Source organism: Corallococcus sp. AB032C (genome assembly GCF_003668935.1).
Taxonomy (GTDB): domain Bacteria; phylum Myxococcota; class Myxococcia; order Myxococcales; family Myxococcaceae; genus Corallococcus; species Corallococcus exiguus.
Genome location: NZ_RAWP01000031.1, coordinates 1 through 26,791, shown reverse-complemented (window position 1 = coordinate 26,791; position 26,791 = coordinate 1). Strand labels below are relative to the sequence as shown.

At 69.6% G+C, this 26,791-nt stretch carries 24 protein-coding genes and 1 pseudogene; 13 read left to right on the top strand and 12 right to left on the bottom strand.

All coding sequences use genetic code 11. The features are described 5' to 3' along the window. Positions 1–13: 13 nt before the first annotated feature. Positions 14–1,846, top strand: a complete 1,833-nt coding sequence (locus D7X99_RS16035; RefSeq protein WP_121778578.1) for a patatin-like phospholipase family protein — start codon at positions 14–16, stop codon at positions 1,844–1,846. Positions 1,847–1,852: 6 nt separating this feature from the next. On the opposite strand, the gene D7X99_RS16030 is transcribed toward D7X99_RS16035, so the two are convergent. After that, positions 1,853–3,088: a DUF6068 family protein gene (locus tag D7X99_RS16030; RefSeq protein ID WP_121778577.1), complete on the bottom strand. Its 1,236-nt coding sequence runs from the start codon at positions 3,086–3,088 to the stop codon at positions 1,853–1,855. Between the two features lie 214 nt (positions 3,089–3,302). On the opposite strand from D7X99_RS16030, the gene D7X99_RS16025 reads away from it, so the two are divergent. Beyond that, a complete protein-coding gene (locus D7X99_RS16025) occupies positions 3,303–3,941 on the top strand; it encodes a DUF433 domain-containing protein (protein ID WP_158627020.1) in 639 nt (212 codons plus the stop codon). A gap of 12 nt (positions 3,942–3,953) precedes the next feature. Then, entirely contained in the window at positions 3,954–4,328 is a 375-nt protein-coding gene (locus tag D7X99_RS16020) for a DUF5615 family PIN-like protein (RefSeq protein WP_121778575.1), read from the top strand. Here the strand turns inward: D7X99_RS16020 and D7X99_RS16015 are convergent. From D7X99_RS16015 to D7X99_RS16005, 3 genes are all read right to left on the bottom strand, one after another. Continuing rightward, positions 4,306–5,523, bottom strand: a complete 1,218-nt coding sequence (locus D7X99_RS16015; protein WP_255429389.1) for a DUF6068 family protein — start codon at positions 5,521–5,523, stop codon at positions 4,306–4,308. The genes D7X99_RS16020 and D7X99_RS16015 overlap by 23 nt on opposite strands. A 71-nt stretch (positions 5,524–5,594) precedes the next feature. Next, the gene (locus tag D7X99_RS16010; RefSeq protein WP_121778573.1) at positions 5,595–6,311 is read right to left on the bottom strand and encodes a double-CXXCG motif protein; all 717 of its coding nucleotides are present in this window, start codon (positions 6,309–6,311) and stop codon (positions 5,595–5,597) included. Positions 6,312–6,314: 3 nt separating this feature from the next. Continuing rightward, complete coding sequence (locus D7X99_RS16005; RefSeq protein WP_121778572.1) at positions 6,315–7,016, bottom strand: TIGR02269 family lipoprotein; 702 nt, start codon at positions 7,014–7,016, stop codon at positions 6,315–6,317. Positions 7,017–7,138: 122 nt separating this feature from the next. On the opposite strand from D7X99_RS16005, the gene D7X99_RS16000 reads away from it, so the two are divergent. Next, positions 7,139–9,163 (top strand): hypothetical protein, encoded by a 2,025-nt coding sequence (locus D7X99_RS16000; protein WP_121778571.1) that lies wholly within the window; start codon positions 7,139–7,141, stop codon positions 9,161–9,163. Here the strand turns inward: D7X99_RS16000 and D7X99_RS15995 are convergent, their stop codons facing one another. After that, positions 9,164–10,864: an amidohydrolase gene (locus D7X99_RS15995; protein WP_233613447.1), complete on the bottom strand. Its 1,701-nt coding sequence runs from the start codon at positions 10,862–10,864 to the stop codon at positions 9,164–9,166. A 187-nt stretch (positions 10,865–11,051) separates the two neighbouring features. Between D7X99_RS15995 and D7X99_RS15990 the strand changes: the two genes are divergently transcribed. The 3 genes from D7X99_RS15990 to D7X99_RS15980 all read left to right on the top strand — a co-directional run bounded on the left by D7X99_RS15990 (position 11,052) and on the right by D7X99_RS15980 (position 13,434). Then, a complete protein-coding gene (locus tag D7X99_RS15990) occupies positions 11,052–11,696 on the top strand; it encodes an HAD family hydrolase (RefSeq protein ID WP_121778615.1) in 645 nt (214 codons plus the stop codon). 65 nt (positions 11,697–11,761) lie between these two features. Beyond that, positions 11,762–12,682, top strand: a complete 921-nt coding sequence (locus D7X99_RS15985) for a DUF6310 domain-containing protein (RefSeq protein ID WP_121778569.1) — start codon at positions 11,762–11,764, stop codon at positions 12,680–12,682. Further along, the gene (locus D7X99_RS15980) at positions 12,679–13,434 is read left to right on the top strand and encodes a DUF5953 family protein (RefSeq protein ID WP_121778568.1); all 756 of its coding nucleotides are present in this window, start codon (positions 12,679–12,681) and stop codon (positions 13,432–13,434) included. Before D7X99_RS15985 ends, D7X99_RS15980 begins: the two co-directional genes overlap by 4 nt. 15 nt (positions 13,435–13,449) lie before the next feature. Here D7X99_RS15980 and D7X99_RS44275 read toward each other — a convergent pair. The 3 genes and pseudogenes from D7X99_RS44275 to D7X99_RS15965 all read right to left on the bottom strand — a co-directional run. Continuing rightward, a pseudogene (locus D7X99_RS44275) lies at positions 13,450–13,593 on the bottom strand (DUF2381 family protein); the annotation flags it as partial. Positions 13,594–13,641: 48 nt separating this feature from the next. Then, positions 13,642–15,045: an NAD(P)/FAD-dependent oxidoreductase gene (locus D7X99_RS15970; protein ID WP_121778567.1), complete on the bottom strand. Its 1,404-nt coding sequence runs from the start codon at positions 15,043–15,045 to the stop codon at positions 13,642–13,644. A gap of 99 nt (positions 15,046–15,144) precedes the next feature. Further along, entirely contained in the window at positions 15,145–15,918 is a 774-nt protein-coding gene (locus D7X99_RS15965) for a rhomboid family intramembrane serine protease (protein WP_120593716.1), read from the bottom strand. Between the two features lie 216 nt (positions 15,919–16,134). Here D7X99_RS15965 and D7X99_RS15960 point away from each other — a divergent pair, with 216 nt between their 5' ends. After that, positions 16,135–16,656: a hypothetical protein gene (locus tag D7X99_RS15960; protein ID WP_121778566.1), complete on the top strand. Its 522-nt coding sequence runs from the start codon at positions 16,135–16,137 to the stop codon at positions 16,654–16,656. A gap of 45 nt (positions 16,657–16,701) precedes the next feature. On the opposite strand, the gene rnz is transcribed toward D7X99_RS15960, so the two are convergent. Continuing rightward, on the bottom strand, positions 16,702–17,625 hold the full coding sequence (rnz, locus tag D7X99_RS15955) for a ribonuclease Z (RefSeq protein WP_120593714.1): 924 nt from the start codon (positions 17,623–17,625) through the stop codon (positions 16,702–16,704). Between the two features lie 129 nt (positions 17,626–17,754). On the opposite strand from rnz, the gene D7X99_RS15950 reads away from it, so the two are divergent. From D7X99_RS15950 to D7X99_RS15935, 4 genes are read left to right on the top strand one after another with little or no spacing between them, the layout of a single operon-like run. Next, positions 17,755–18,456: a DUF2293 domain-containing protein gene (locus D7X99_RS15950; RefSeq protein WP_121778565.1), complete on the top strand. Its 702-nt coding sequence runs from the start codon at positions 17,755–17,757 to the stop codon at positions 18,454–18,456. 58 nt (positions 18,457–18,514) lie between these two features. Next, a complete protein-coding gene (locus D7X99_RS15945; RefSeq protein WP_121778564.1) occupies positions 18,515–19,279 on the top strand; it encodes a TetR/AcrR family transcriptional regulator in 765 nt (254 codons plus the stop codon). Continuing rightward, positions 19,276–20,385 (top strand): efflux RND transporter periplasmic adaptor subunit, encoded by a 1,110-nt coding sequence (locus D7X99_RS15940; protein WP_121778563.1) that lies wholly within the window; start codon positions 19,276–19,278, stop codon positions 20,383–20,385. Before D7X99_RS15945 ends, D7X99_RS15940 begins: the two co-directional genes overlap by 4 nt. 60 nt (positions 20,386–20,445) lie before the next feature. Further along, on the top strand, positions 20,446–23,565 hold the full coding sequence (locus tag D7X99_RS15935; protein ID WP_121778562.1) for an efflux RND transporter permease subunit: 3,120 nt from the start codon (positions 20,446–20,448) through the stop codon (positions 23,563–23,565). Positions 23,566–23,738: 173 nt separating this feature from the next. On the opposite strand, the gene D7X99_RS15930 is transcribed toward D7X99_RS15935, so the two are convergent. Both D7X99_RS15930 and D7X99_RS15925 read right to left on the bottom strand, forming a co-directional pair. Next, entirely contained in the window at positions 23,739–24,092 is a 354-nt protein-coding gene (locus D7X99_RS15930) for a hypothetical protein (RefSeq protein ID WP_233597529.1), read from the bottom strand. Between the two features lie 263 nt (positions 24,093–24,355). Further along, positions 24,356–24,562, bottom strand: a complete 207-nt coding sequence (locus tag D7X99_RS15925; RefSeq protein ID WP_120562412.1) for a cold-shock protein — start codon at positions 24,560–24,562, stop codon at positions 24,356–24,358. Positions 24,563–24,843: 281 nt separating this feature from the next. Here D7X99_RS15925 and D7X99_RS15920 point away from each other — a divergent pair, with 281 nt between their 5' ends. Continuing rightward, positions 24,844–25,392, top strand: coding sequence for a hypothetical protein (locus tag D7X99_RS15920; protein ID WP_120599907.1), 549 nt, complete (start codon positions 24,844–24,846; stop codon positions 25,390–25,392). A 2-nt stretch (positions 25,393–25,394) separates the two neighbouring features. On the opposite strand, the gene D7X99_RS15915 is transcribed toward D7X99_RS15920, so the two are convergent. Further along, positions 25,395–26,791: hypothetical protein (locus D7X99_RS15915; RefSeq protein WP_368667766.1), on the bottom strand; the 1,397-nt coding region annotated here is incomplete at its 5' end.

The following is a 26,791-nucleotide window of genomic DNA, read 5'->3' as shown; positions in this document are numbered from 1 at the left end:
GGAGGCGTCTTCCATGCGCCGTCACCTCACGCCCCTGCTGATGTTCCTCGCCGCCACGGCGAGCGGTTGCAGCTTCCTGCGCACGGACGTCCTGCTGGACACGCTCAACACCCCGGACTCGTCGAATCCGAAGGACGTGCCGGTCCGGGTGCCGGCGGTGGAGCGCGTGGCGGGGCTGACGCGCGCACAGTTGACGGACTCCTATGTGGATCCGGCGCGCGTGGGCGCGTGGATGGAGGCGCTGGGCGCGTCTCCGGAGGCCGTGCTGGACATGTCGGCGTGCCTGGTCCAGCACGCGGGCAACGACTCCGCGTCCTGCTATGAGAACGACGCGCGCACGGGCTACGTCGACCGGACCGTGAAGGCGTCGGCGTGGGGCGTGCCGATGCCCGCGCAGTCCCTCCCCGTGGAAGCAGCGGCGGCGGAGGAGGTGGACGCGGAGCGCTTCCTCGCGAACGCGATGGGGATTGGTCCGTCGCTCGCGGCGCTGCAGCAGTCGCTGGAGGTGCCGCTGACGCGCGAGGTGCTCGCGCAGGGCATCCAGCGGGGCGCTGCGTCCGCGGCGGCGTACGTGCGGGCGCGCTCGTGGCGCCGCGACCTGCAGCGGCCCAGCAACGCGGTGGTGCTGAGCGGCGGCGGGGCCAACGGGGCGTTCAGCGCGGGGGCCATGTGGCGGCTGCTGGGCATCCTGGAGCAGTGCCGGGGCAAGCCCGCGCCGGAGGGGTGCGGAGACGCGCGAATCGACCTGGCGGCGGGGACGAGCACGGGCGCGCTCATCAGCACGCTGGTGGACCTGTTCCACACTCCGGGCCAGGAGGCGAACGCGCGGCGGCTCTTGCTGGGCAACTACACGTGCACGGTGGAGTCGGACCTGTACTGCGTGAACTCCACGTGGCTGTGGAAGCTGGCGGAGGACACGCGGGGCCTGGTGAAGTTCGACGGCATCTATACGAAGCTGGATCAATTCATCCAGCCGGAGATGTTGCACAACGGCACGGAGCTGGTGTCGGTGTCGGTGGATTTCCAGACGGGCGACGTGTTCAGCGTGAGCGACCAGGACCCGGCGGACTTCAAGCCGGGCGCGTCGGACCATCTGCGCAAGGGCGGGATGATTCACGCCATCGTGGCGTCCATCGCGGAGCCGGTGCTGTCGAACCCGGCGGGCAAGCTGCCGTCGGCGGCGGGTGACCGCACGGGGACGTACTACGACGGCGGGGTGCGCTCCGGGCTTCCACTGCTCCAGGCGGTGGAGCGTGGGGCGGAGCGCGTGCTGGTGATTTCGACGGGAGGGATGAACCCGTCACCGGCGATGGATCCGAAGAACGCGGTGAGCGTGCTGTTGCGCACCATTGATTTGTTCGTGGCGCAGCCGCGCGTGGCCGAGGTTCAGCAGGCGGAGTTGCTCGCGGTGACGCGCCGGCTGGGCGAGTACAACGTCTGCACGCTGCGCGGCGCGACGGAGGACTTCTGCCGCCGCAAGGGCACGGGTTTCCAGCCGCGGATGGTGGGGCCGGGGGCGGGGCAGGCGGTGTGGATGGGCTCGGCGCGCTTCGACCAGGTGGCGAGCAGCTGGCGCAGCACGTGGATGTTCAAGCCGGAGTCGGGGTTGGCGACGGCGAGCGGCTACTCGTTCACGCCGGAGGTGATGCAGCCGCTCTTCGTGGCGGGCGTGGAGTCCATGCAGAAGCGCTGCAAGGAGGTGCTGTCCCTGTTCGACATCCAGGGCACGCTGGCGGCGAAGGAGTGCGCGCGCCAGCTGGTGGAGGTGGCGGACGAGGCGCGCGAGGCGCTCCCGTCCGTGGCGCAGTGCCGCGCGGACAAGCCGGAGCGCCGCACGTGTGACTGACGCGCGCTACCTGCCGCCGTCGGTGATCCACTTGCCCCAGCCGGCGAGCGCGGTGCCGTCCTCGGGCACGCGCTTGCCCTTCGGCGGGGCGCGGTAGACGGCGTCGGCGAGCGGGGTGAAGCGGGCCTCGTCCGCGAGTCCGTTGAGCGCGGCGCCCCAGGGGTCGGCGGCGTAGGTGGTGACCTGCACGCGGCGCTCGGCGCCTTCGCCCGCGGGCGCTTCGACGACGAAGGCGGGGATGGGGTGCTGGGCGACGGTGAAGGTCTCGCGGCGCGGCGGCGCGGTGCCGGCGGCGACGGGAGGCCACTGCTGCGGCTGGCTGATGGCCTCGCTGACGGCGTTGAGCAGGGCCTCTTCCAGGGGATTGGCTTCCGCGTCGCGGAAGTCGGCGCAGGGGGCGTCGCCGGTGGGGCCGGTCAGCTCCTTGCGAAGGACGAAGCCGCGCTCGGCGCCCAGGCAGACGCGGCGCACGGAGGACGTGCCGGAGAGGTCCTGGCGCACGTCGTACCAGGTGCCCGGGCCCCAGGGCCGGTCGAGCACGGGCACGTTGCCCGCGGCGTCGGAGCCCTGGCGGAAGGACACGAGCGTGAGCTGCTGGCTGCCGCTGGCGCCGAAGCCGGAGAGCGTGGTGCTGGCGTCGAGCAGGCCATGGGTGAGGTACAGCGGGCCGGGCTCATTGGCGTAGAGGCGGTTCTGGAGGGGGCCATCGCTGGGGCGGCGGTCGTCCAGGAAGCGGCGGGCATCCCAGGTGCGTCCGGCGGCGGTGGTCTGTTCGGCGGAGCGCTGGCCGCGGTGCTCTTCCTTCCAGGGCTGTGTCTCCTCCATGCGCATGGGCAGCACGCGGGACTGGGAGAGGCGCGGGTGGGCCAGGGGCTTGCCCTGATCATCCGTGAAGGTGACGGTGAGCCACGCCCACGGCGCCTGGACGGCGATGACCTCCAGCGTGACATGGCCGGCCACGCCCACGCCGGTGTCCGCGCCCGGGCGGCCTCGGTGGGCGGAGAAGGCGTACTCCACGCGGTCGCCCACGCGGGCACGCTGCCACGGCGACGGCGTGGTGTCCGTGTTGGGAACTCCGGCGTCCAGTATGGAGGCCTCGGTCGGAGCGGAGGCGTCGGGCTGTTCGGTGGCGGTGGTGCCGTCGGAAGGGGAGACGGCACGGGGCTTCATGCTCTCGCAGCCCGTGGTCAGCAGGAGCGCGGAGCACAGCAGGAAGGGAGCGCGGAAGAGGGGGCGTCGCATGCGGTCGCTAGATACACGGTGCGCCGTGTGGAGCCGCGCGGGCGGTGGGGTTGCGTGTGGGAGGAGCGTGTCCTTCTCGACAGGACCGGCCGTGTCGGGTCCGCCCCAGCAAGTCATCCCTAGGACCGAACGCCCGACGGCCCGGTCCCTTCGGATGGCCGGGCTGGATTGACACTGTCAGACGCTGCGCCGATATTATCACCAGGAGATGGTGATGATTTCTGGCACGCATCTAGAACTGCGTCCCTGGCGCAGGTTGAGCGTCGAGGAACTCGCGGCGCTCGCGGAGGTTCCGAGCCGGCGCATCTGGCAGGAACTGGAGGAGGGCATCCTGCCCGGCCGTGCGAAAGGCCGTTCCAGGCACTGCTTCGGGCCTCGGGACGTCTTCTACTTCCGCCTGGTGCGGCACTTGGAGACAGCGCTGACGCTGAGCCCGAGTGTGCGCCGAGAGCTCCATGAAGCGATTGCCCGCGTGCATGACGACCGCGAGTCGCATGCGTCGCCGTGGCGCAAGACCGACACGGGCTGGGAGTTCACCTCCGTCCAGGCGAGCTTTGACGCCCGGCAGCCATTCGCTGAATCGGTGAAACAGGTGCGCCTGTTCATCCACGGCAAGCGGCGCATCGAGTCACGTCCGGACATCCTGGGCGGCGAGCCTGTCTTCAAGGGCACGCGCATCGCGGTCCGGCACGTGGGAGACCTGCTGTTGAAGGGCGTGCCGCGAACCGAGGTCAGGGAGGACTTCCCCCGGCTGGATGACGAAGACCTCGCCTTCGCGGTGCTCTTCGCGCAACTTCCCCGCCCGCAGGGGCGCCCGCGCAAAGCACTCGTGTCTCGTCGAGAGGGCGCCTAGTCTGCCTTTTCGATGAAGTTGCTGGTCGATGAAAACCTCTCTCCCAGGCTCGCGGTGCGTCTCCATGCCAAGGGCTTGGAAGCCGCGCATATCGTCCACCTGGGAAAGGCCGGCCTGACGGACCCCGAACTCTGGCGTCTGGCATTCGAGCGCAGCGAGGTGGTCGTCACCACGAACGTGGGAGACTTCATCGTGCTCGCGCGGGATTGCGAACTCCACGCGGGCATCATCGCCTTCCGCGTGGCCGGGCTCAGTTCCGAGGAGCAATGGAGGCAACTGGAGCCTGTCGTGGACCACGTGCTCCAGCAGCAACTGGATCTCACCAACAAGCTGGTCGAGGTGTGGGCAGTGGGTGAGTTCACCGTCAGCGACCTTCCGGGGCCTTGACCTGGGATTCCTCCAGCCATGTGCCCCAGCGGATGAGCCGACTGTCGGAACGGTATTCGCGCGCTCCTCCTTCGGACTGTCGGTACACCCCTTCCGAGAGCCGGTCGAAGCGCACCTCCATGGGAAGCCCCTGGAGCACGGGACTCCACAGGTCCGTGGGATAGCTCCTGGACCGCATCCAGGAGGCGCCACCGTTTTGATGAGCAGGGGCTTCTTCGAGGTATGCCACCACGGACGCTTGTCCCAGTTGGACCCGCACCTTCCTGGGGAGGGGGGCTCCGTAGTCACGAGGCGGCCAGGTGGGAATGTAGACGGACTTGTTGACGAGGCTGATCAACGCATCCTCCAGCGCAACGACCTCCGCGCCCTGGAAGTCATCACACCGGACTTCGTCCTGCGGTTTTTCCCAGACCTTGCGCAGCAGGTAGCCCTGTTCCGCGCCAAGACAGACACGCTTCCTGACGTCACCCCAACTGGCGCGCTCCAGTGTCTCGTACCAGGTGCCCGGGCCCCAGGGGTTGCCCATGACAGGAGGGGTTCCCTGGACCGTGCCCGAGCCTCGCTGGAACGACACGAGCGCGAGTTGATGGCCTGCGGACATGCTGTAACCCATCGAGGAGAAGGAGACCTCGAGCAACCCGTTGGTGAGATAGAGCGGCCCGGGAGTCGTGGCGTAGAGCCGGTGCTGCGTGGGGCCGTCCCCCGGAGAGTCGTCGCGGGCAATCCGTTGGACGCTCCAGTGCTGACCGGCAGCGAAGGCCCAGAGGCGGGTGGTGCTGGTGCTACCGCTTTCGATGGGGTCGGGGGGATTCGCCGGAGCCTGCCCCATGCGCATGGGCAGCACGAAGCCGTGGCTCAGGAACGGATGCGGATGGGGTTGGCGGTCATTCCGGGTCACCCGGATGAAGAGCCAGACCCAGGGGGACCGGACAGCGATGACCTCCACGAAGAGCTGGCCCGCCGAAGCGCTGGTCCCCCGGCGCGAACCGACCCGGTCCGCGTGGAAGGCATATTCCACGCGGTCGCCCACGCGCGCGTCCTGCCAGGACGTGGGCGCTTGGCCCGAGGTGCTCCCCGGAGGAGCCTCCGTCACGGTACTGACGCCCCGCGGCCTGGATGTCCCGCAGCCCATGAGCAGGACCAGGGCCCCCATGGCCCACGCGATGAATCCCTGGCGAAAAGACTGTCGTTGCATCTGGCGGAACCCCCTGTCTGCCATTGACGCACGGACCGGCTTCCGGCGCCAGGGGCCTGACAGCAATGGCGCTACTCCACGGAGATCTCCCGGTAGACCACGTCACTGGGGCCCAGCCGGTTCACGGTGTCGACGAAGCGCTCGGAGACGACGATGCGGGTGGTGTCCTCCACGCCGAAGAGGTCGAGGCCTGCGGGAATGGATTCACCCAGCAGCCAGCGCTCCGGTGGGAGTCGGAATCCGTGGCTCCCGCAGTCAGCGCAGGTGGGCACCCGGTCGCGGTCCTGGATGCACGCAGGATGCAGCTTCACCAGGGGACGCGCTTCCAGTTCGTATTGCGGCAGCTCCTTCGTGCGGCGGTTCCGCAGCTCCGCCCGGACCGGGATGATGCCTTCCAGCCCTGCCTCTTGAAGCGCTGCGAGCGTGTCCTCACGCACGAGGACCTGCCACGAAGGCATCGCGGTGACGGGGCCGAACCGGCCCATCGCCGTTCCCACGAGCGGTCCCAACCTGCATCCCGGCTCAAGCTGAATCTCCGGGGGAACGAAGGGGAGGACCAGGGCCTTGCGTCGCTCATACTCCGCACGCGTCTGCGGCCAGATGCTCTTCAGTTCATCCTTTTCGGGCAGGGTGGACAGGTCCACTGACGGGTATGCCGTCATGACTCCCCAGGTCTCACAGCGTTGGCAGAGGACGCTTGGCAGGAACCATTGGCGCTCGGCGCGGTAGGACCCACTCCAATGGAAGGAGTCGAGGTCCCTCGGTGTGGACACTTCGAAGTAGCGCATCTGTCAGTCCCCTACCGGGATGGGCGCGAGGTCCACCTGCTGCCAATAGGTCATGGTCAAACCAAAGAGACCGTACTTCTGAATCATCAGGGAGGCGTAGTCGAAGTGCTGCTCTCGGCTTCCCCTTTGTCCCTGGTCGTCAATGAAGATTTGCCAGTCCTGGTTCCAGGGACCGCCGCCTGCTCCACGGTGGATGCGCCTATGCAAGTCCGCATCGATGGCGATGACGTACTGATGGATGTCGATCAGCTTGGCATCGAAGTGGTTCTTGAACGCCTGCGGGAAGATGTGGTGCCGCTCCTTGGGCCGTTTCGCCCACTCCTCCATTGCCTTCTGCCGCTTCACCTCGCTGGGCAGCTGTTCACGCGGATACCAGTGGAACACCATGACGGGCATCGCATCGCCCGGAAGGCCCTGCGCACTGCCCCACGTCCGCTGTGGCCCACTCCCGGGTGCCACGAACACCGGCGGCGCGAGTGCGCTCCGCGTGCGCACCACGCGACCCGGCTCCAGGTCCTCGCACCGGAACAGCGCGCAGGTCCCATCCACGCACCAGGGCGCGAGGCACTGGTCCTCGTCCCCATCCGCGCATTCACTTCCAGTCTCCGCCTCCGCCCACAAGGCCTCCGGCGAGAACGCCGGAGCGGATGACGTCGACGCACAGCTCCAGAGCAGCCCAATGAGCAGCCAGCACAGTCCGCGCATGCATCCCCCGGAATGACACTCCGTGGAGCATGCCAGGTCACCACCCCCACCCGGAGTGGAACCCCATCCCCTTGCGCTGCTAGACCATGGTCCGCCGTCACACCGCACCCGGAGCCCCACGCATGCCTTCGCCTCTGTCCATCCGCCGTGTCGTCCTCTACAAGCACGGCGTCGGCTACTTCGAGCGCCGGGGGAAGGTGACCGGCAGCGAGACCGCGCACCTGGACTTCAAGGCGCGCGACATGAACGACGTGCTCAAGTCCATGACCGTGCTGGACCTGAACGGTGGCTCCGTGTCCGCCGTGAGCTACGACTCCACCAAGCCCCTGGAGCAGCTCCTCTCCGAAGCCACCATCCGCATCCCCGAACACGGCAGCCTCACCGCGCTGCTCGGCCAGGTGAAGGGCGCCCGCGTCCGTGCCCGCGTCGGCGGCGCGCAGGTGGAGGGCGCCATCGTCGGTCTGGAGTCGCTGCCCGTCGTCCAGGGGGAGACCAGCGTCGTGCGCCCCTTCCTCACGCTGCTCGTCGGCGCGTCGCTGCGCACCTTCGACGTGCTGGAGCTGGGCGAGCTGGAGTTCCTCGACGAGGCCGTGCGCAAGGACCTGGAGTTCTACCTGGCCACCGTCATGTCCTCGTACAAGAAGGACTCCAAGCGGCTGTCCATCCTCACCGCCGGAGAGGGCTCGCGCGAGCTGTTCGTCAGCTACGTGCTGGAGTCCCCCGTGTGGAAGACCAGCTACCGCATCCTCCTGGACGAGGGACAACCGCCCCTCCTCCAGGGCTGGGCCATGGTGGACAACACCGGTGACGAGGACTGGGTGGACGTGGAGCTGTCCCTCATCGCCGGCCTGCCCGTGTCCTTCGTCCACGACCTCTACAACCCCCGCTACATGCGCCGCCCCGTCGTGGAGGTGCGCTCGGAGACCGGCGTCGCGCCCGTCATCCCCCAAGAGGCCTACGAGAGCGCCCCCGCCGAGCCCATGATGGAGTCCGCGGACGACGGCTCCTTCGGCTCCGCGGACATGGCGTCCACCGTCATGCCCGCCATGGCCGCGCCCCCGCCGGCCCCCCGCAGGATGCGCGCCAAGGGCGGCCCGATGATTGGCGGCAGCGGACGCGGCGGCATGCGCGAGGCGCTGGAGCAGAGCACCGCGGTGACGACTCTGACCAAGGAGGTGGGCGACCTCTTCGAGTACGGCGTGGACCGCCCCGTCACCGTGCACCGCAACCAGAGCGCGCTCGTCCCCATCGTGCACCGCCCCTTCGAGGGCCGCCGCGTGCTGCTCTACAACCGCTCCACGCGTGAGAAGAACCCGATGTCCTGCATCGAGTTCAAGAACACCACCGGCCTCACGCTGGAGGGCGGCCCCGTCACCATCACCGAGGAAGAGACCTACGTGGGCGAGGCGATGCTCAACACCCTCAAGCCCGACGACGTGCGCTTCGTCCCCTACGCCGTGGAGCTGTCCTGCGCCATGTCCGTGGAGGAGGAGCAGGAGGACGGCCCGGTGTTCCGCGCGCGGCTCAACCGGGGCACCCTGGTGGTGGAGTTCTTCCACCAGCGCCGCACCAAGGTCCTCGCGCGCAACAAGGCGAAGCGCCCCCAGGTGCTCTTCGTGGAGCACCCGCGCACCGGCTGGGAGTTGAAGGACACGGCCACCCCCGCGGAGACCACGGACGGCTTCTGGCGCTTCAAGCGCGAGCTGGCCCCGAGCACCTCTGACACGCTCGTCATCACCGAGCGCACCAAGGGCCACCGCCAGTACTACCTCGGCAACCTGGGACTGGAGGAGGTCACGTTCTTCCTCGACTCGCGCTACATCGACCCGCGCGTCGCCCAGGCCCTGCGCGACGTGGTGGCCATGCGCGAGAAGCAGTCGGCCGTCGCCCGCGACATCCAGCGCCTCAACGAGGAGCGCACCCAGCTCTTCAAGGACCAGGAGCGGATCCGCTCCAACATCGACTCGCTCAAGAGCGGCGCGTCCCAGCGCGAGCTGGTGGAGCGCTTCGTCACCAAGCTCAACGCGCAGGAGGACCGGCTGGAGAGCATCGGCCGCGAGCTGGAGCGACTCGAGGTGGAGCGCACCCGCCTGCAGGCGGAGGTGAACCAGCGCATCGAGTCGCTCTCCTACGAGGCGGACCTGTAGCTACTTCGCGTCCGCGCGGAACACCTCGCGGCCCGCGACCACCGTCAGCCGGACCTGCCCGGTGAGCAGGTCCGCCGGGGGCGCGTCCACGGGGTCCACCGACAGCGCCACGAAGTCCGCGTCCATGCCCGGCTTCAGCCGGCCACGCTGGCCCTCCGCGAAGGACGCGTAGGCCGCGCCCACCGTGAAGCCCTCCAGCGCCTCTTCACCGCTCAGGCGCTGGTCCGGGTGCCACCCGCCCGGGGGCTGGCCGCTCGGGTCCTGCCGCGTGCGCGCCGCGTACAGCCCCGCGAGCACGTCCGGCCGCTCCACCGGGAAGTCGCTGCCCAGCGCCAGCACGGCGCCCGCGGCCTTCAGCTTCTGCCACGCGTAGGCGTTCTGGATGCGCTCCGGGCCCACGCGCTTCTCCGCCCACGGCATGTCGCTGGTGGCGTGCGTGGGCTGCACGCTCGCCACGAAGCCGTCCGCGCCCAGCCGGGTGATGTCCTCGGCCGTCATGATCTGCGCGTGCTCCACGCGCGGACGCGCGGCCTTCGTCCCCGTGGCAGCCAGCTCGCGCGACAGCGTGTCCAGGAGCAGCGTGTTGGCGCGGTCGCCAATCGCATGCGTCGCCACCTGGAAGCCTCGGCCCACGAAGGCGTGCACGCGTGACGCGTACTCCTCCGGGGACAGCAGCAGCAGGCCGCGGTGGCCGGGCTCGTCGCTGTAGGCCGCGCCCAGCGCCGCGCCCCGGCTGCCCAGCGCGCCGTCCAGGGTGAGCTTCACCGCGCGCATCGTCAGGAGCTTGCCCTGGAAGGGGCCGTCCTTCAGGTACTGCACGCGGTCATCCGTCTGGCCATCCGCCATGGCGTAGACGCGCAGGGGCAGGGTGCCCGCCTGGTCCCAGGCCTGGAACAGGCGGAACGTGCGCAGGTCCATGCCCGCGTCGTGCACGCCGGTGAGGCCCACACGCGCGCAGTGCTCCAGCGCGGCCTTCATGCGTGCCTCGTGCTGTTCCTTCGTGGGAAGGGGCAGCGCCTTCAGCGCCAGGTCCATGGCGTTGTCGATGAGCACGCCGCTGGGGTCGCCCTCTGGCAGCCGCAGGATGCTGCCGCCCTGCGGATCCTTCGTGTCGCGGGTGATGTTCGCGCGCTTGAGCGCCGCGCCGTTGAGCCACAGCGCGTGCCCGTCGATGCGCCACAGCACCACGGGCGTGTCCTTCAGGTGCTCGCCCATGTCGACGAGGGTGGGGAAGCGTGGCGTGTCCCAGTCGTTCTGGTCCCAGCCCTGACCCACCAGCCAGTCACCCTGGTACGCGGTGGCCGGGGCCTTCTCCAGCCGTTGGCGCACCTCCGCCAGCGACGCGGTGCCCTCCAGCCGCACGCCCGCGAGCGCCTGTCCCAGCCCCGCCAGGTGTCCGTGCGAATCCGTGAGGCCCGGGACCACCGTCGCGTCACCCAGCTCCACCACGCGCGCGGTGGCGCCCGCCGCGGCGAGCACCTCCTCGCGCGTGCCCACGGCCAGCACCTTGCCATCGCGCACGGCGAGCGCCTGGGCTTCTGGCTTCGCGGCATCCAGCGTGCGGATGCGCTTGGCCACGTACACCGTGGGCGCGTCCGCGACCGCCTGCTCGGCGGGCGTTCCCTCCGGCACGCGCCGCGAGCAACCCGCGCCCGCACACAGGACCAGCGCCCCCAGCATCCAACCGAGACGTCCTCGCATCATCCGCGCACCCGCCATGACCGTTCGTTCGCCCGGGCAGGAAGGTCCCGGGACATCGCGCGCGGCACTCTGACGCACGCTCCGCGCGACGGCCAGCCTGGGATGCCTGCACGGCGGGCGTGGACCAGGCCGCGCCGCGACGCACAATCCGTGCACGCCCCGCGCGAAAGGGCGTATGGAACAGCGCGTGAGCACTGTGACCCCTCGCGGCATCTGTTTCGACCTGGACGGCACGCTGGTGGATTCGCTGCCGGACATCATCGACAGCTTCCTCCACGGCTTCACGCACCACGGCCTGCCCGCGCCCTCCGTCGCGGAGGTGCGAGCGCTCATCGGCCAGCCGCTGGAGGCCATGTACACGCGCTTCGCTCCGGAGCACGCGACCACGCTCTGCGTGGCCTACCGCGAGCACTACCCGCTGAACTTCCACCGGCGCTCCAAGCCCTTCCCCGGCGTAGAGCGCGTCCTGCACACGCTGCGCGAACGGGGCTACCTGCTCGCCGTCGCCACCACCAAGCGCGGCGACATGGCGCGGCGCTTCGTGGACGCGATGGGGCTGGGCGGCCTGCTGCACCACGTGCAGGGCACGGACGGCTTCCCACACAAGCCCGCGCCGGACGTCATCCACCACGCGCTGAAGGCGCTGGGCACCGGTGGCCTGTGGATGGTGGGCGATACCACGCTGGACCTGCGCGCGGGCCAGGCCGCGGGCCTCAAGACGTATGCCGTTACCTGGGGCACGCACGCGCAGGAGGAGCTGGCCACCGCCACACCGGACGAGCTCCAGCCGGACCTGGAGCGGCTGCTGCACCACCTGCCGCCGCTCGTCTGACAGCGTGGCTGGAGTCAGGCGACCCTTGGACCCCCAGCATTGCGCTTGATTGAAAGGTCGTGACCATGAGGCGTCTCCGCGCTTGCGCCGCACTTCTGCTCTTTCTCTCGGCCTGTGCCACGTCGGCGCCGAGCCGGAATGAGCTGACGGTGCGTAACCCGAGGCTCGCCAACCTCCAGCGAGCAGCGGAGCTGACATGGACTGACGGTGGACGGTGCGTCGTCCGTGAGGCTGCACAGCCTTGGCCCGTGTTGGTGGAGAAGTGCTATCGGACCCTCGACCGTGACCGGATCGAGTTCCACGACACCACGGGAAGATGCACGGTCGCCTCCGCTGACGCCGCTGCCGTTGGAATCGGGTTCTGCGTGCTGGCGGCTCCTGAGATTGCCGTGGGCGCCGTCATCGTGCTGGGTGTGGTGGTGGTCGGCGTCGCCATCGAGGAAGCGATGGATGCCTATGAGCTCCGCCACGCCTACCCCGAAGAGGCAGGAACCTCACGAGGAACGAAGGTGGCATCCCGGGAAACCGAAGCGCAACGCAAGCCCAAGCTGAAGCCCGAGCCAGCGGGGCAGGACTGGCAGCCACCAGTGCCGCCTGTGCCCGTGGACCGGACGGGACGCGCCAGTTGCGAACCTGTTCCGGTGCCCCACGCGGGCGAGGACGACCCACATAATGAATGTGCCGACAAGTTCCCACCCAACCGTTACCCCGGGATGGACGTGCTCGTTGGCGGAGTGCGCTTCGATGCGCTGCAAGTGGGCGTGCGCAAGCTGTGGGAGATCAAGACCCATCGATTCGACACGTACCCTGGCTTCATCCAGCGGCGGGAGATTGAGAGGGAGTTGGAGCAAATACAAAAGGAGCGAACTGCTGCCGCGGCATGTGGATATGACTTCGTCATTGGGGTGAGCACCCAGGAGCACAAAGACGCGCTTATCGAAGTGGACTTCTCACTGGATGTCGTCGTCACGGGGTGCAAACGATGACCAAGCGTAAAGCCCTCTCCCTCATTGTTTATGCGCCTCCGCTTGTAGGCCAGGACGGCCGCACGCTCGCCATCGTCCGTGGGATGGAGAAGGCGCTTCCCGGCCTGCGCCTGGAGTGGGAAGTAGGCAACGGAGTGCGCCCCATCGCATTGCCGCAGCGCGACGCGTGGCTCGCGGAAAGGACGCAGGACGGGAGATTCCCTCTTCTGTGCAACGGGGACGAGCGTTACCCCGTGACGGTTAACGGGAGGGGAAGACCTGGACTCCTCAGCCCAGGCAGTCAGTCCCTGTCTGAAGTGCATGCAGAACTGCCACTGGACGAGCCCGTGCTCGCGGCAGCGGCGGCTTTGCTTGAGGGCGTTGCTGAGGGTGCGTGCTCGTTCTGGGGACATGCGTCGCCGTATGGTTACGGTTCGGAAGTCGCGCCGCAGTTTCGCCGATCGTCTCATGGACCAGAGTGTTCACCCCGTGGGCTGCCCATGATCAACCTGCCAGAAAAGCTCCCCGCGCCTGAGATTCCCTGGTTCCTCGGGTGGCTGAACTACTGGTCTGCCGCTGCCGCGCGGGCCATCGGGTTCCCGGATCCGACCCGTGACGCCGAGCTGCTTTCACGGGCTCGGCGCACGGCATCGGGCGGCTGGGTCGTGCAGCTCACCGATGCTCCGCTCGACCTGGACAAGCCCGCCCACCTGGACACGCTCAAGCGGACCTACGAGCGCTTTCCGGAGATCGGCGGACGCGCAGCGCCTTGACCCGAACGCACTGGCCACCGGGTCTTCCGGCTTCAGCGCCGGAGCGTGAGCGGTGGGTTGGCAGGTCTCGTTCGGTGGTGCCGGACGCTGCACGTCGATTCGCGCGTCCACTTCGGCCGGGTCGGTGACGAGCACGAAGGCGGCCCGGGCGGGCGCTCGCGCAGCGGGGCTCTTCTTTCCCGCCGTCGAGCTTGAGCCAGACAGCACTCAGTGCTGCGAGCGCGGCTGGAGCGCCTGCACCTGGCGCACCTGCTGGCGGCTGTTGAGCGGCAGCGCCGGCAGCGTGAGCTGATCCAACTCACGCGGGCCGATGAGCTGCACCACGTCCTTGCGGAAGAACAGGTCCAGCGTCCAACCCATGGCCACGCGCACCTTTGTCTCCAGCTTCGGCAGCTTGAACAGGTAGACGGTGCGCCAGAGCACCCACGCGAAGGTGCCGGAGAACTTCAGCCCCAGGATGCGCGCCACGCCCGAGCGTTGGCCAATCGTGGCCAGTTGCCCCAGCATCCGGTAGCGGAACGGCTTCCCCGGCTTGCCCTTCAGCGCCGCGCACACGTTGCGCGCCACCGTCACGCCCTGGCGGAGCGCGTGCTGCGCGGTGGGCGGGCAGGGCTTGCCTCCGTTGGTGACGTCCGGCACCGACGCGCAGTCTCCCAGCGCCCACACGCCCGGGAAGCCGGGCACCTCCATGCGCTCGTTCACCTTGAGCCGCCCGCGCTCCTTCTCGCACGGCAGCGTCGACAGCAGGGACGGCGGCGTGACACCCGCGGCCCACACCACCGTCTTGGTGGGCACCACCGTGCCGTCCGGCAGCTCCACGCCCGCCGCCGTCACGTCCCTCACCCGGACGCCGGTGCGCACCTCGATGCCGTGCTCGATGAGCTTCTTGCGCGTGTACGCGCCCAGGTCCTCGCCCAGCTCCGGCAGCACCTCCTTGCCACCGTGCACCAGCATCACGCGCACGTTGGCGTGCTGGATGTTGGGATAGTAGGGCAGGGCGCCGTGGATGAAGTCGTTGATGGCGCCGGCTGTCTCCACGCCCGCGAAGCCGCCGCCCACCACCACGAAGGTGACGATGGCGTTGCGCGCGCCCGTCGCGATGCAGTCCGCGTCCGCCTCCTCCAGCCGGTCGACCAGGCAGTTGCGCAGGAGCATCGCGTCGCCCAGTGTCTTCATGGTCAGCGTGTAGTCGCGCGGGCCCGGCTTGCCGAAGAAGTTCGTCTCCGAGCCCATGGCCAGCACCACGGAGTCGTACTCCAGCGTGTGGCTGTGGCCGTCCAGCCCGCCGTGCGCCACCGTGACCCGCTTCGTCTCCAGGTCCAGCCCGCTGACGTCACCCTCCACGAACGTCAGGCGCGGCAGCAGCTTGCGCAGCGAAATGACGATGGCGGTCGCGGTCAGGTCGCTCGCCGCCACCTCATGGAGCATGGGCGTGAAGAGGAAGTAGTTGTCGCGGCTGACGAGCGTCACCTCCACGTCGTCCCGCTTCCCCAACTGCCGCTCCAGGTGCAGCGCCGCGTACATCCCCGCGAAGCCGCCCCCCAGGATGAGCACCCGCTTGCGCGGCGGCGCGTCCACGCAGAGCCCTTCCTTCTTTCCGTCCGCCCCCATGCCCGCCTCCTCACGGCGCGAAGAACACCCACCCCCAATGTCGGGGCGCTCGTTCGCATCCGCATCCCGGGCCGACGGGGGCCTGTCCGTCCGCTTGCCCTAGGGGTGGTTCGGGTGCATCCGGTGCCGCCACGTCGTGCGCTGTGAGGTGTAGCGGGGGTTCTCGAAGAGTTTGATCAGCACCATGCCCGCCACGAACCCGCCGATGTGCGCCCAGACGGCGACTCCACCGGATACCTCCGGCCTCAGCGTCATCAACTGCGGCAGGCCGGTGATGACCTGGAGCACGAACCACCACACCAGCACGGCCCACGCGGGGATGGGGAAGACGCGGATGAGGATGAAGATGATGAACAGCATGTTCACGCGCACGCGCGGGTAGAGCACCAGGTACGCGCCCAGCACTCCCGCGATGGCGCCGGACGCGCCCACCGTGGGCACCGGCGAAGTGGGGTCCACCGCCACGTGCGCGGCCGCCGCCACCAGCCCGCACACCAGGTAGAAGACGAGGAAGCGCAAGCGCCCCATGCTGTCCTCGATGTTGTTTCCGAAGACCCAGAAGAACAGCACGTTGCCCAGCAGGTGACCCCAGCCGCCGTGCAGGAACATGGATGTGAGCGGCGTGAGGCGGTTGATGGCCTCGTTGTCCACCACGCACGCGAGCCCGTCCCCCAGCGGCACCGCCTGACCCAGCGGCGCGCGGCCGGTGAGCTCTCCGGGCACCATGCCCAGCTCGCAGATGCTGGTGGCCAGCGCCACCACGTTGAAGCCCGCGCCCTGGAAGAACACCCAGGTGAGCCCCAGGGCCGCGAGCAGCAGGTACGTCATCACCGGGGTGCGCAGGGTCGGGTTGTCGTCGCTGATGGGAATCATGTCCGCCCGCCAGCATGGCCTCGCCACCAGCCCCCCGGACGGCTTCGTGCGCACGGATGTGCGACGCCGGACGCATCACCGGAAGGCGGCCGGGCTCTAGCCAAATGAAGGTTGCCTGCTGGAGGTAACCCTCTTCCGGACGCGCCTGGACTTGGCTTCCAGGCCCGCACCGGGCGAAATTCCGCAACCGCCTTCTCTTTCATGGAGTCCGGAGCAATGAATCCCTCGAAATCGTCCCGCGCCTCGGCGCTGCTCGTGGTGTCCGCCCTCGCCCTCGCCTTCAGCGGCTGCGCCGCGCGCCGTCAGCAGGCGTACCTGGAGGACAAGGCCATGGGGCACGTCTACCGCAAGCCCATCGCGGAGGTGTGGCCGGCGGCCCTGGCCCTGGTCAAGGAGAAGGGCTTCTCCGTGACGAACACGCAGACCGGCTTCGAGACCACGACGGAGTGGCTGATGACCAGCGCTCCCTCCTCGCTGGGCACCTCCTACGCGCGCTACCTGGTGCGCGGCTTCGAGCGGGGGCCCGGCCAGTCCGCGGTGGAGTTCCGCCGCCAGGACCGCTCCGAGTCCCGCGCCGCCGACAGCACCGACGGCCGCGCCAAGGAAACGGGTGAGTCCTCGGTGGGCGCCGGCAACTCCCAGATGCGGCGCGACTCCGAGCTGGAGTGGGAGCTGCTCCAGAAGGTGGACCCCGACGCCGCCTCCGCGCTCAAGGCCGAGGCGAAGAAGGTCGAGTAGTCCTCCGCACCGTGGGAAGGCCCGCCGCCCGAGCGACACCGGACGTCAGTCGCGCAGCGGCAGCTCCACGGTGAGGCCGTCGAAGGCCACCTCCACCGGCCCCTTGAACGCCTCACGCGCCTGCGTGAGCAGCCGTCCGGGGTCGGTGTCATGGCGGCTGGACAGGTGGGTGAGGATGAGCCGCCTCGCCCCCGCGTCCTTGGCCACCTGGGCCGCCTCCCGCGCGGTGGAGTGCCGCGTCTCCAGCGCGCGCGCCTGCTCGTCGTCGGAGAAGGTGGACTCGTGCACCAGCAGGTCCGCGTCCTTCGCCGCCTGCACCAGCGACGGGCACGGCCGCGTGTCTCCGGAAATCACCAGCCGCCGCCCGGACCGCGACTCGCCCAGCACGTCCTCCGGCTTCACCACGCGCCCGTCCGGCAGCGTGATGGACTCGCCCTTTTGCAGCTTGCCGAAGGACGGCCCCTCCGGCACGCCCAGCTCCCGCGCCTTCTCCAGGTGGAAGCGCCCCGGACGGCCGTCCTCCGCCAGCACGTAGCCCAGCGCGTGGATGCGGTGGTCCACGCCCACCGCTTGCACGGTGTAGCCATTGCGGCGCACCGAGTCCCCGTCCTTCAGTTCGTGGATCTCCACCGGGAAGGCCAGCGACTCCAGCCCCAGGTGCACGGCCTGGTGCAGCAGCCGGCGCGCGGGGGGAGGCCCGTACAGGTGCATGGGCTCGGTGCGGCCCATCATCCCCAGCGTGCGCAGGAAGCCGATGATTCCCAGGTAGTGGTCGGCGTGGAAGTGCGTGAAGAACGCCGCGTCCACGGTGAAGCCCGTGCCGAAGCGCACCATCTGCCGCTGGGTGCCCTCGCCGCAGTCGAACAACAGCAGATCCGCGTCCGCCTTCACCGCCAGACCGGAGAGGCCGCGATGCAGCGTGGGCTGTGCGGCGGAGGTGCCGAGGAAGGTGAGCCTCAGTAGGGACATGCCAGCGCTTCCCACGTCGAGAGTGGCCTCCTCGCACGCGCGGAATCTGCCTGCGCGCGAGCGTTCCGGGGGCATTTACCAGGGTGCGAGGGGGCGTGCTATGCAGCCGGCCCTTTCGGACCCTCCCCCATGCCTGATTCCCTGACGGTCGGCCCCACGGCCGACCCCCGCCGAGTGAAAGCCCAGGACGGCCGCCTGCTCGCCGTTCCTGACGGCTGGGCCCTCCTCCCCCCCGGCGATGCCGGCCTCACCCGCCGCGTGAAGGCCGCCGGCCCCTCCTGGACCGTGGTGGAGAAGGTGGGCCGCAAGCTCTTCTCCCGGGGCGTGTGGGCGCCGGAGGCCCACATCGTCCACGCCCGCGCCGCCCTGGACGATGAGCGCGCCACCCCCGCCTACGCCAAGAAGCTGGCCCAGGGCCGCGAGCGCCGCGCCAAGGAGCAGGCCGAGTACGAGGTCGACTTCGCCAACGCCGTCCTGCGCTTCCTCGCCTTCAGCCCCGCGTGGCTCCCCCACGCCAAGCGTCTGGCCGTGATGGTCGCCGGCCACGCCACCCCCGTGGGCAGCGGCACCGTCGCCCGCACGGAGCGCATCCCCATTGAGAGGCGCGCGGAGGCCGCCGTCATCGCCTGGATGCGCCACCAGACCACCGGCTACGACGACATGCGCATCCAGCGCGTGAAGGGCGCCCGCCGCGAGGTGCGCCGCGAGCTGGCGGAGGTGTCCCGCGCCATCCTGGACCTGCACCGCCGGGACGCCCCCCACGCCCCGCCCGCGTGTCCGCTCTGCTCCGCCCTCATGCGCCCCCCGCCGACACGCCCCTCGGATTCCTGACCCGCCGTTCAGCAACGACTGTTTTATTTCTGACCAGCGGGTTAGGAATGCGTCCGCCATGCCCCGCCCCGCTGACCCCAAAGCCCGCAGCGCGCTCATCGCGTCCGCGCGGGCGGAGTTCGCGAAGCGGGGTGTGAAGGGCGCGCGCATCAGCGACATCACCGCCGCCAGCGGCCTGTCCAAGGGCGCCTTCTACCTGCACTTCCCCTCGAAGGAGGCCCTCTTCGCGGCGCTGGTGCAGGGCTTCCTGGAGGCGCTGGAGGTCCTGGCCACGAAGCGCATGTCCTGCATGGACCGCTTCCGCGCCGACCACAGCGGCCTGCCGGGCCCCGGGGACGTCGCCACGCGCTCGGAGCGCTACCGCGACTTCCTGCGGATGGAGGCCGAGCTCGACGTGGAGATGCTGGAGCTCATGTGGGAGCAGCGTGAGCTCGTCACGGCGCTCATCGTGGGCAGCCAGGGCACCGCCTTCGAGTCCGTCATGTGGGACGTGGTGGACCGCGAGGTGGAGCGCATCGCCGGGGAGTTCCACCACCTGCGCGGCCAGCATCCGGACACCCCGGACGTGGACCCCAGCCTCTTCGGCTCCTTCATCGTGGGCACCTATCTGCTGCTGGCCCGGCGCATGGGGCGGCTGACGCAGAAGCCGGACCTGGCCACCTGGGCCGTGGGCCTCCAACGTCTCATGCACGAAGGCTCGCTGCCCCGCGAGGCCGTGCCCGCGACGCCCGCCGCCCTCGCCCGTCCTTCTTCACCGCCTTCCACGCGCCGGCGCCAAGCCCGCGCGGACCACCCGCACCGCCCGCCAAGGAAACGCCCGTGAAACCATCCACGAAGCCCTCCGCCTCCCGCGCCTTCACCGCCCTGGGGATGGCCGCCGCGCTCGCGCTCTCCGGTTGTGACAAGGCGGATGCCGCGTCCGCGCCGCCCGCCACCGCGGCCCCCGGCCAGGACAAGCCGGCGCCGGCCGTGAAGGTCGTCTCCGCGCGCGGCGTGCAGGCCTCGCAGTCGGAGGAGGTGACGGGCACGCTGTACCCCGCCCAGGGCCTCCAGGTCGGCTTCGAGGTGGGCGGCCGCCTGGAGTCGGTGCGCGCCCAGAAGGGCCAGGCCGTGAAGAAGGGCGACACGCTCGCCCAGCTCAACTCCGAAATCGTGGACGCGCAGGTGGCTGGCGCGGAGGCCGCCGTCGCCGCCGCGGAGGCCGGCGCCTCCATCGCGAAGGACGCCGCCGAGCGCACGGAGAAGCTCAGCACCGGCGGTGGCGTCAGCGACCAGCAGCACAAGAACGCCGTGGCCGCCGCCGCGCAGGCCCAGGCGCAGGTGATGGCCGCGAAGGCGCAGCTCGCGCAGGCCCGCGCGGCGCGGCGCCGGCATGACCTGAAGGCGCCCTTCGCGGGCACGCTGATTGAATCCCCGGACCAGACGGGCGCCACGGTGGGGCCGGGCTCGGCCCTCTTCACGCTGGAGCAGCTGGACACGCTCATCTTCCGCACCACCGTGGCGGAAGGGGCGCGCGCGCTGCTCAAGCCCGGCACGAAGGTGCGCGTGGCGGCGCTGGGCAACGGCGCGTCCACCGACGAGGCCGTGGTGCGCACCATCCTGCCCTCCGCGGACCCCACCACCCGCCGCATCCCGGTGGAGATCTCCGTGCCCAACGCGGACGGCCGCTTCGTGGCCCACACCCTGGCGCGCGCCATGCTGAAGCTGGGGGAGACGCAGGACGCGCAGCTGCTCCCCACGACGGCGCTGTCCTCCTCCAACGGGGACCACGTCCTGGTCGTCAGTGACGGCTCGCTCCAGCGCGTGGACGTGCAGGTGCTGGAGCGCCGCGAGCGCGAGGTGGTGGTGCGCGCCGCGGCCGCCCTCCAGCAGGTGGTGGACTTCCCCACGCCCTCCCTGACCCCCGGCACCCGCGTCTCCGTGAAGTAGCCGCAAGCCGCCCCTTTTCGCCGCGGCCTTTCTTCGCGCGCGGCGTGCGTGAGCTCTTCCATGATTCTCAGTGACGTTTCCATTCGACGGCCGGTGTTCACGGCCATGGTGTCCCTGCTGCTCATCGTGCTGGGCGTGATGGGCCTCAAGCGCCTGGGCACCGACCTCTACCCGGACGTCAGCTTCCCCGTGGTGGTGGTCAACACCCTCTACAAAGGCGCGGGCCCGGGCGAAATCGAGACCCAGGTCATCAAGCCCCTGGAGGACGCGGTCGCCGGCATCAGCGGCGTGGATAAAATCCACTCCTTCAGCCGTGAGAACGTAGGCACCGTGGTGGTGTCCTTCACGCTGGGCACCGCCCTGGACACCGCCGTCCAGGACGTGCGCGACAAGGTGGGCCAGGCCGTCAACAAGCTGCCCACGGACGCGGACGCGCCCATCGTCAGCCGCGTGGACCTGTCCGCCGCGCCCATCCTCACCTACGCCATCTCCGCGGACATGCAGTCCCAGGCGCTGCGCAAGCTCCTGGATGACCGCATCAAGCCCGCGCTCGCGCAGCTGGCCGGCGTGGCGGAGGTGCGCATCACCGGCGGTGACACGCGTGAAATCCAGGTCGACATCGACCTGGACAAGGCCCGCGCGGTGGGCATCGCGCCGTCGCAGGTGTCCCAGCGCATCGCCATGGAGAACCTCAACCTGCCCGCGGGCCGTCTGCAATTGGGGCCCAACGAGCTGACCGTGCGCGCCATGGGCGAGTTCATCAGCGTGGAGGACCTGCGCAAGCTGCCCATCGCCCGCAGCAGCACCGGCGCGCAGGTGCGCCTGGAGGAAGTCGCCACCGTCACGGACGGCGTCGCCGAGCGCCGCACCACCGCACGCCTCAACGCCCGCGACGCCGTGGTGCTCGAGCTCGTGAAGCAGCCGGGCTCCAACACCGTGAGCGTCAGCGACGCGGTGAAGAAGACGCTCGCGGAGATGGGGCCGGTGGTGGGGCAGGGCTTCCAGGCCACGCTCCTCATCGACCAGTCGGACCTCATCCGCGCCAACACCCACGAGGTGTGGATCGCCCTCATCTTCGGCGGCCTGATGGCGGTCCTCATCATCCTGATGTTCCTGTTGGACCCGCGCGGCACGTTCATCTCCGCGCTCGCGCTGCCCACGTCCGTCATCGGCACGTTCTTTGTGATGTACGTGCTGGGCTACTCGCTCAACCAGATGACGCTGCTGTCGCTGTCGCTGGCCATCGGTCTGCTCATCGACGACGCGGTGGTGGTCCGTGAGGCCATCACCCACCGCCTGGAGCAGGGCGAGGACCCGATGAGCGCCGCGTCCAACGGCACCAAGGACGTGGGTCTGGCGGTGCTCGCGACGACGCTGGCCCTGGTGGCGGTGTTCATCCCCGTGGCCTTCATGCCCGGCATCGTGGGTCAGTTCTTCAAGCAGTTCGGCATCACCATCTCCGTGGCGGTGCTCATCTCGCTGTTCATCTCCTTCACGCTGGACCCCATGCTGTCCGCGCGCTTCGCCAAGGCGCACAAGCCGGGGGAGCAGCGGCACGAGCCCGCCGTCTTCCGCGCGCTGCGCCGCTTCCTGGAGGCCACGGAGTCCACCTACGCCCGCATCCTGGGCTGGGTGCTGCGCCACAAGTGGACCACCGCCGGCCTCACCGTGCTGGCGCTGTTCCTGTCCTTCGGCGCCGCCAGCCGCCTGGGCGTGGAGTTCATGAGCGCGGAGGACCGCTCGCAGCTCATCGTCGAGTTGCAGCTGCCGGACTCCGTCAACCTGGCGCAGACCACGGAGCGCGCCGCGGAAGCGGAGGTCCTCCTCAAGAAGATCCCCGAGGTCACGGACATCTACACGACGGTCGGTCCCAACGGAGACGTCTACAAGGCGCGCATGCGCGTGCTCACGGTGGGCAAGGATAAGCGCACCAAGAGCATCGGCACCCTCAAGGAGGAGGCCCGCGCCCTGCTGGTCCCCAACCTGGTCTCCACCGCCATCACCCTGTCGGACCCGCCGTCCATCGAAGGCCTGGGTGACTGGTTCCCCATCATGGTGCGCGTGGTGGGCCCGGACCTGAAGCGCGTCAACGAGGAGGCCGAGCGCGTCGCCAGCATCCTGCGCACCCTGGGCACCTCCGACGTGCGCGTGGACTCCAACCCGGCCAAGCCGGAGCTCCAGATTCAAATCGACCGCGCGCGCGCCGCGGACATGGACCTGTCCGCCGGGTCACTCGCCGCGCAGCTGCGGCTGGCCATCGACGGTGACGTGACGGCCAAGCTGCGCGAGGGCACGGATGAGACGGACATCCGCGTGCGCCTGCGCGAGCAGGACCGCGCCACGCCGGAGCGCGTGCGCCAGCTGATGATCGCCACGCCCAAGGGCCTGCACCAGGTGACGGACGTGGCGGAGGTGTCGCTCAAGGACGGCCCCAGCGTCATCGAGCACGAGAACCGCGAGCGCCAGGTGGCCGTCGTGTCCCAGTTGGCCAAGGGCGCCGCGCTGGGTGACGTGGCCACGAAGCTCAAGGCCGCCATCGCCCAGAAGCCGCTGCCGCCCGGCTACGCCATCGTCTACGACGGCCAGATGAAGAGCCTGGATGAGCAGAACGACGCGTTCGGCATCGCGTTCGGTCTGGCCTTCGTCTTCATCTACATGGTGCTCGCCAGCCAGTTCGAGTCCTTCAAGCACCCCTTCACCATCATGGTGTCGCTGCCGCTGGCGCTCGTGGGCGCGCTCCTGGGACTCGTCGTCACGAACTACCACGTCAGCATGGGCGCGATGATTGGCGTCATCCTGCTGATGGGCCTGGTGACGAAGAACGCCATCCTCCTCATCGACGGCGCGCTCCATCACCTGCGCGAGGGCGACTCCGTGGACGAGGCCCTGCTCAAGGCCGGCCCCCGCCGCCTGCGCCCCATCCTCATGACGAGCGCGGCCATGGCCATTGGCATGGTGCCCACCGCCGTGGGCACGGGCATCGGCTCCGAGTTCCGCGCCCCCATGGCCATCTCCGTCATCGGCGGCGTCATCACCTCCACCTTCCTCACGCTGCTGGTGGTGCCGGTGGTGTTCGCGGCGATGGAGAAGCTGTCCTTCCGCAAGAAGCAGCCCCGCGCGCAGGGACCGCACTCCGCGCACCCCGTGGACGCGTCCGCGGCGCACGACCGCGCGGCCTGAGGCCTCACGGCATGAAACAAAAGGCGCGGGTGACGGTTCCGTCACCCGCGCCTTTCATTTGAAACAAAGGGGATGAAACAAGTTCCGGGTGGGCGTCTTCCGCGGGAGGCTACCGGCTCCGGGCCTTGCCGGAGACGGGGCGTTCGCGGGCGTCCTGCCCGGAAGGAGCGGCTCTAGCGCGAAGCCGACATGCCTTCGCCGTTGAGCAGGCGCACGCGCGCCTTGGCGAGCTGGTTCTGCGCTTCCTCCAGCGACACACAATCCACGGTGATGTCGTCGTTGGGGGATGCTTCCGACGCCACGCGGGCCGTCTGCAGGCGCGCGATGGTGGAGTCCGACACGTGCGCGCACATCGCACAGCCATTCTTGCGCCCGTGGTTGATGACCTCGGAGAACAGGTTCGCGGATTCCGGCTCCAGCGGGCGCAGGCCCCGCATGTCGGCCAGAACCAGGTGCCGCCCCCCGCCGTAGCTGTCCGTGGCCTTCTTGTAGACGGCCACGTACTCCTTCATCTCGTTCGGCCGCATGAAACCGCTCATGCGGGCAGTGATGGTCCGACGGCTGACATCGTTGGTGACTTCGAACATAGGTGCGCCCTCCCTCGCAGGATCAAAGCCTAACAGACGTCTTTCGGACTTTCACCAGCCCCCCCTTGATTCCTTGGACGGTGTAAGGTTTGAAAGGAATTGCGTGTTATTCCTTCTGGGTGGGTTGTAAAAATGAAGAAGCCCGGCCCACGTGAGCGGGACCGGGCTTCCGTGCTCTGGGGTTGACCCGGAGCGGGTTGTCATCAACCCACTGAGCGGACGTTCTGTGCCTGCAGGCCCTTGGGGCCGCGCGTCACCTCGAACTCCACCTTCTGACCTTCCTGAAGCGTGCGGAAGCCGTCCATGTTGATGGCGCTGTGGTGGCAGAACACGTCCTCACCACCGCCGTCCTGAGTGAGGAAGCCAAAGCCCTTCGCATCGTTGAACCACTTCACCGTACCAGTAGCCATGAATCGTCTTCTCTTTGTTGGTGGGGCGCGGCACCCACCGCCCGGGAGCGGTCGGTCCTCTCGAAATGTGAGGGCCTGAGTGCGCACAACAGTCTGCCCGTCGGGGAGGGGTGGGTGGAAGCCCCCTTGCTGAGCAGTCAACAGTTCGTGGGGTAGTCAGCCTCCCTACCATTGTTGGCACAGGCAGGCGGGCGTGGGGCCGGGGCGGCTCCAGCGCCTGGGTTTGGAGGCATGGCTACCGTTCCGGGTAAGGCCACGAAGGCCGGGAGAGGAGTCACGTCATGTACGAGGTCCGAGGCCCCGAGCCCCTGCTGCCCCCAGTTCCTCCGCGCTCGGAGGGCGCCGTGCGCCGCGAGTGGCGCCGGATGAGGGACCACAGCGCGGCGGCGGGCATCCTGTCGCGTCCGCTGTTCGGCCGGCTGCCGCTGCGCCGTTGGGTGTCGCAGGACCTGCACTCGGTGCTGGACTACGTGGGCGGGGCGGCGCTGGTGGCGGTGGGGAGCGCGTCCGGTGACAGCAAGGCGAAGGCGGCCGGCTGGGCGCTGGGCGGGGCCGCGGTGGGCGTGTCGCTGTTCACGGACTACCGGCTGAGCCTCACGAAGCTCATCCCCATCGAGGCGCACGAGCTGGCGGATTACGCCTACGGCCTGGGCGCGGTGCTGGCGCCCTTCGTGCTGGGGTACGCGAAGCGCTCGCCGGTGGCGGCGGCGCTGCACGTGCTGCTGGGCGTGAAGGTGCTGGCCGCGTCGCTCATCACGGACTACCGCTGCCAGACGGGCATGCACCTGGGCGGAGAGCTGGCCACGGACCCCGAGGGCATCGGGGCCTGAAGTCAGGGATGGAGCTTGAGCAGGAAGCCGTCCTGCAGCGGCCGTGACGGTCCGTCCTCCGGCATGGACCGGTTGAAGCCTCCGGCGAGCAGCACGCCCCCGGACGCGTCCACGCTCACGGCGCGGGCCTGGGCCACGGTGCCGGGGCTCGCGAAGCCGCGCACCCAGAGCGACGTGCCCTCTTCCGGTAGCAGCTTCGCGACATACAGGCCCGGAGGCAGGCTGCCCCCGCCCAGGGCGAGGCCGCCGTCATGGCCGCCCGCCACCGTCAGCTGGCCCGCGTCGTCGGTGGCCACCATCGGTGCTCCGGTGGGGAAGGTTCGCGCCCACCGCTGGCTGCCGTTCGCGTCGTAGGCCAGGAGGAAGCCGTCGCGGGAGTCCGCGCGGTGGAAGGTCTTCTGGAAGTACAGCTGGCCGCTGAAGCCTCCGCCCACGAAGACGCGGTCCGCCCCCACCGCCACGGACACCGCCGTGCCATCCGTGCCGCGCACGTCGTGGCTCCAGACGTGGTCTCCGTCCCGGGTGAGCTTCACCACGAAGGGCGTGTGCTGGCGCACGGTGACGAACGTGGCGTCTCCCAACGACACCGCCCCCGCGTAGCCGCCCACCACGTGCACGTCGCCAAAGACATCCACCGCTACTGCTCGCGCGGAGACCTCGCCTTCGCCGGAGGGCATCCACACACGACTCCAGCGCTGCTCACCCTTGGAGCCCACGCTCAGCGCGAAGCCCGCGTGCCGGCCAGGGGGCGTGCGCTTCAAGCCCTCTCCCAGGTCGCGCGCTCCGGCGAAGTCCCCCACCAGCACCGCGCCCCCGTGGTGGTCGGACGTGACGCCGTTCACCGCCACCGGGCCTTCACCCGGCAACGAGCGCACCCAGTCCAGCGCGCCTCCGCCGTCCAGCCGGGCCAGGAACGGCCCCTCCGGCAGCGTGGCGCTGTCGCGGGTGAAGCCCGCGGACATGCCCGTGATGAAGATGTTGTCGGCGGCGTCCACCGCCAGGCCGCCTACGCGGGCCCGCGCCTCGTGCTCGGGCGTCCAGCCCCGCGCCCACTTCAGCGTCCCGTCCGGCGAATACCGCGCCACCAGCAGGTGTGGCGCCACAACGTTGCGATTGAAGGGCAGGGGACCCGCCCCCAGGTCGATGGGTTCTTGATAGGTCGCCGCCACCAGGACGTCCCCGTTGGAGGTCACCACCGCGTGCGGAGCCTGTGGGTCCCCAACCATCAGGGTCCGCGACCACACGTGTGCCTCCACGCCCTCTGGTGCTACCTGTCCACCCACCTCACCGAGCACCGGGATGCGCGGTGCCGTGGCTCGGGCTTCCTCGCACCCCACGAGGAACATCCCCCCCATGAACACCGCCATCCGTATCCACGCCACCGCCGCCCCCCGTCCCG

Coding starts and splice junctions, on each gene's coding strand:
- D7X99_RS15985 (WP_121778569.1), top strand. CDS start 11,762: ATGAGGCGTCTCCGCGCTTGCGCCGCACTTCTGCTCTTTCTCTCGGCC.
- D7X99_RS15995 (WP_233613447.1), bottom strand. CDS start 10,864: ATGCGAGGACGTCTCGGTTGGATGCTGGGGGCGCTGGTCCTGTGTGCG.
- D7X99_RS15970 (WP_121778567.1), bottom strand. CDS start 15,045: ATGGGGGCGGACGGAAAGAAGGAAGGGCTCTGCGTGGACGCGCCGCCG.
- D7X99_RS15935 (WP_121778562.1), top strand. CDS start 20,446: ATGATTCTCAGTGACGTTTCCATTCGACGGCCGGTGTTCACGGCCATG.
- D7X99_RS15965 (WP_120593716.1), bottom strand. CDS start 15,918: ATGATTCCCATCAGCGACGACAACCCGACCCTGCGCACCCCGGTGATG.
- D7X99_RS15980 (WP_121778568.1), top strand. CDS start 12,679: ATGACCAAGCGTAAAGCCCTCTCCCTCATTGTTTATGCGCCTCCGCTT.
- D7X99_RS15925 (WP_120562412.1), bottom strand. CDS start 24,562: ATGGCTACTGGTACGGTGAAGTGGTTCAACGATGCGAAGGGCTTTGGC.
- D7X99_RS15945 (WP_121778564.1), top strand. CDS start 18,515: ATGCCCCGCCCCGCTGACCCCAAAGCCCGCAGCGCGCTCATCGCGTCC.
- D7X99_RS15930 (WP_233597529.1), bottom strand. CDS start 24,092: ATGCGGCCGAACGAGATGAAGGAGTACGTGGCCGTCTACAAGAAGGCC.
- D7X99_RS16015 (WP_255429389.1), bottom strand. CDS start 5,523: ATGCAACGACAGTCTTTTCGCCAGGGATTCATCGCGTGGGCCATGGGG.
- D7X99_RS16010 (WP_121778573.1), bottom strand. CDS start 6,311: ATGCGCTACTTCGAAGTGTCCACACCGAGGGACCTCGACTCCTTCCAT.
- rnz (WP_120593714.1), bottom strand. CDS start 17,625: ATGTCCCTACTGAGGCTCACCTTCCTCGGCACCTCCGCCGCACAGCCC.
- D7X99_RS16030 (WP_121778577.1), bottom strand. CDS start 3,088: ATGCGACGCCCCCTCTTCCGCGCTCCCTTCCTGCTGTGCTCCGCGCTC.
- D7X99_RS16000 (WP_121778571.1), top strand. CDS start 7,139: ATGCCTTCGCCTCTGTCCATCCGCCGTGTCGTCCTCTACAAGCACGGC.
- D7X99_RS15920 (WP_120599907.1), top strand. CDS start 24,844: ATGTACGAGGTCCGAGGCCCCGAGCCCCTGCTGCCCCCAGTTCCTCCG.
- D7X99_RS15960 (WP_121778566.1), top strand. CDS start 16,135: ATGAATCCCTCGAAATCGTCCCGCGCCTCGGCGCTGCTCGTGGTGTCC.
- D7X99_RS15950 (WP_121778565.1), top strand. CDS start 17,755: ATGCCTGATTCCCTGACGGTCGGCCCCACGGCCGACCCCCGCCGAGTG.
- D7X99_RS16005 (WP_121778572.1), bottom strand. CDS start 7,016: ATGCGCGGACTGTGCTGGCTGCTCATTGGGCTGCTCTGGAGCTGTGCG.
- D7X99_RS16020 (WP_121778575.1), top strand. CDS start 3,954: ATGAAGTTGCTGGTCGATGAAAACCTCTCTCCCAGGCTCGCGGTGCGT.
- D7X99_RS16035 (WP_121778578.1), top strand. CDS start 14: ATGCGCCGTCACCTCACGCCCCTGCTGATGTTCCTCGCCGCCACGGCG.
- D7X99_RS16025 (WP_158627020.1), top strand. CDS start 3,303: ATGATTTCTGGCACGCATCTAGAACTGCGTCCCTGGCGCAGGTTGAGC.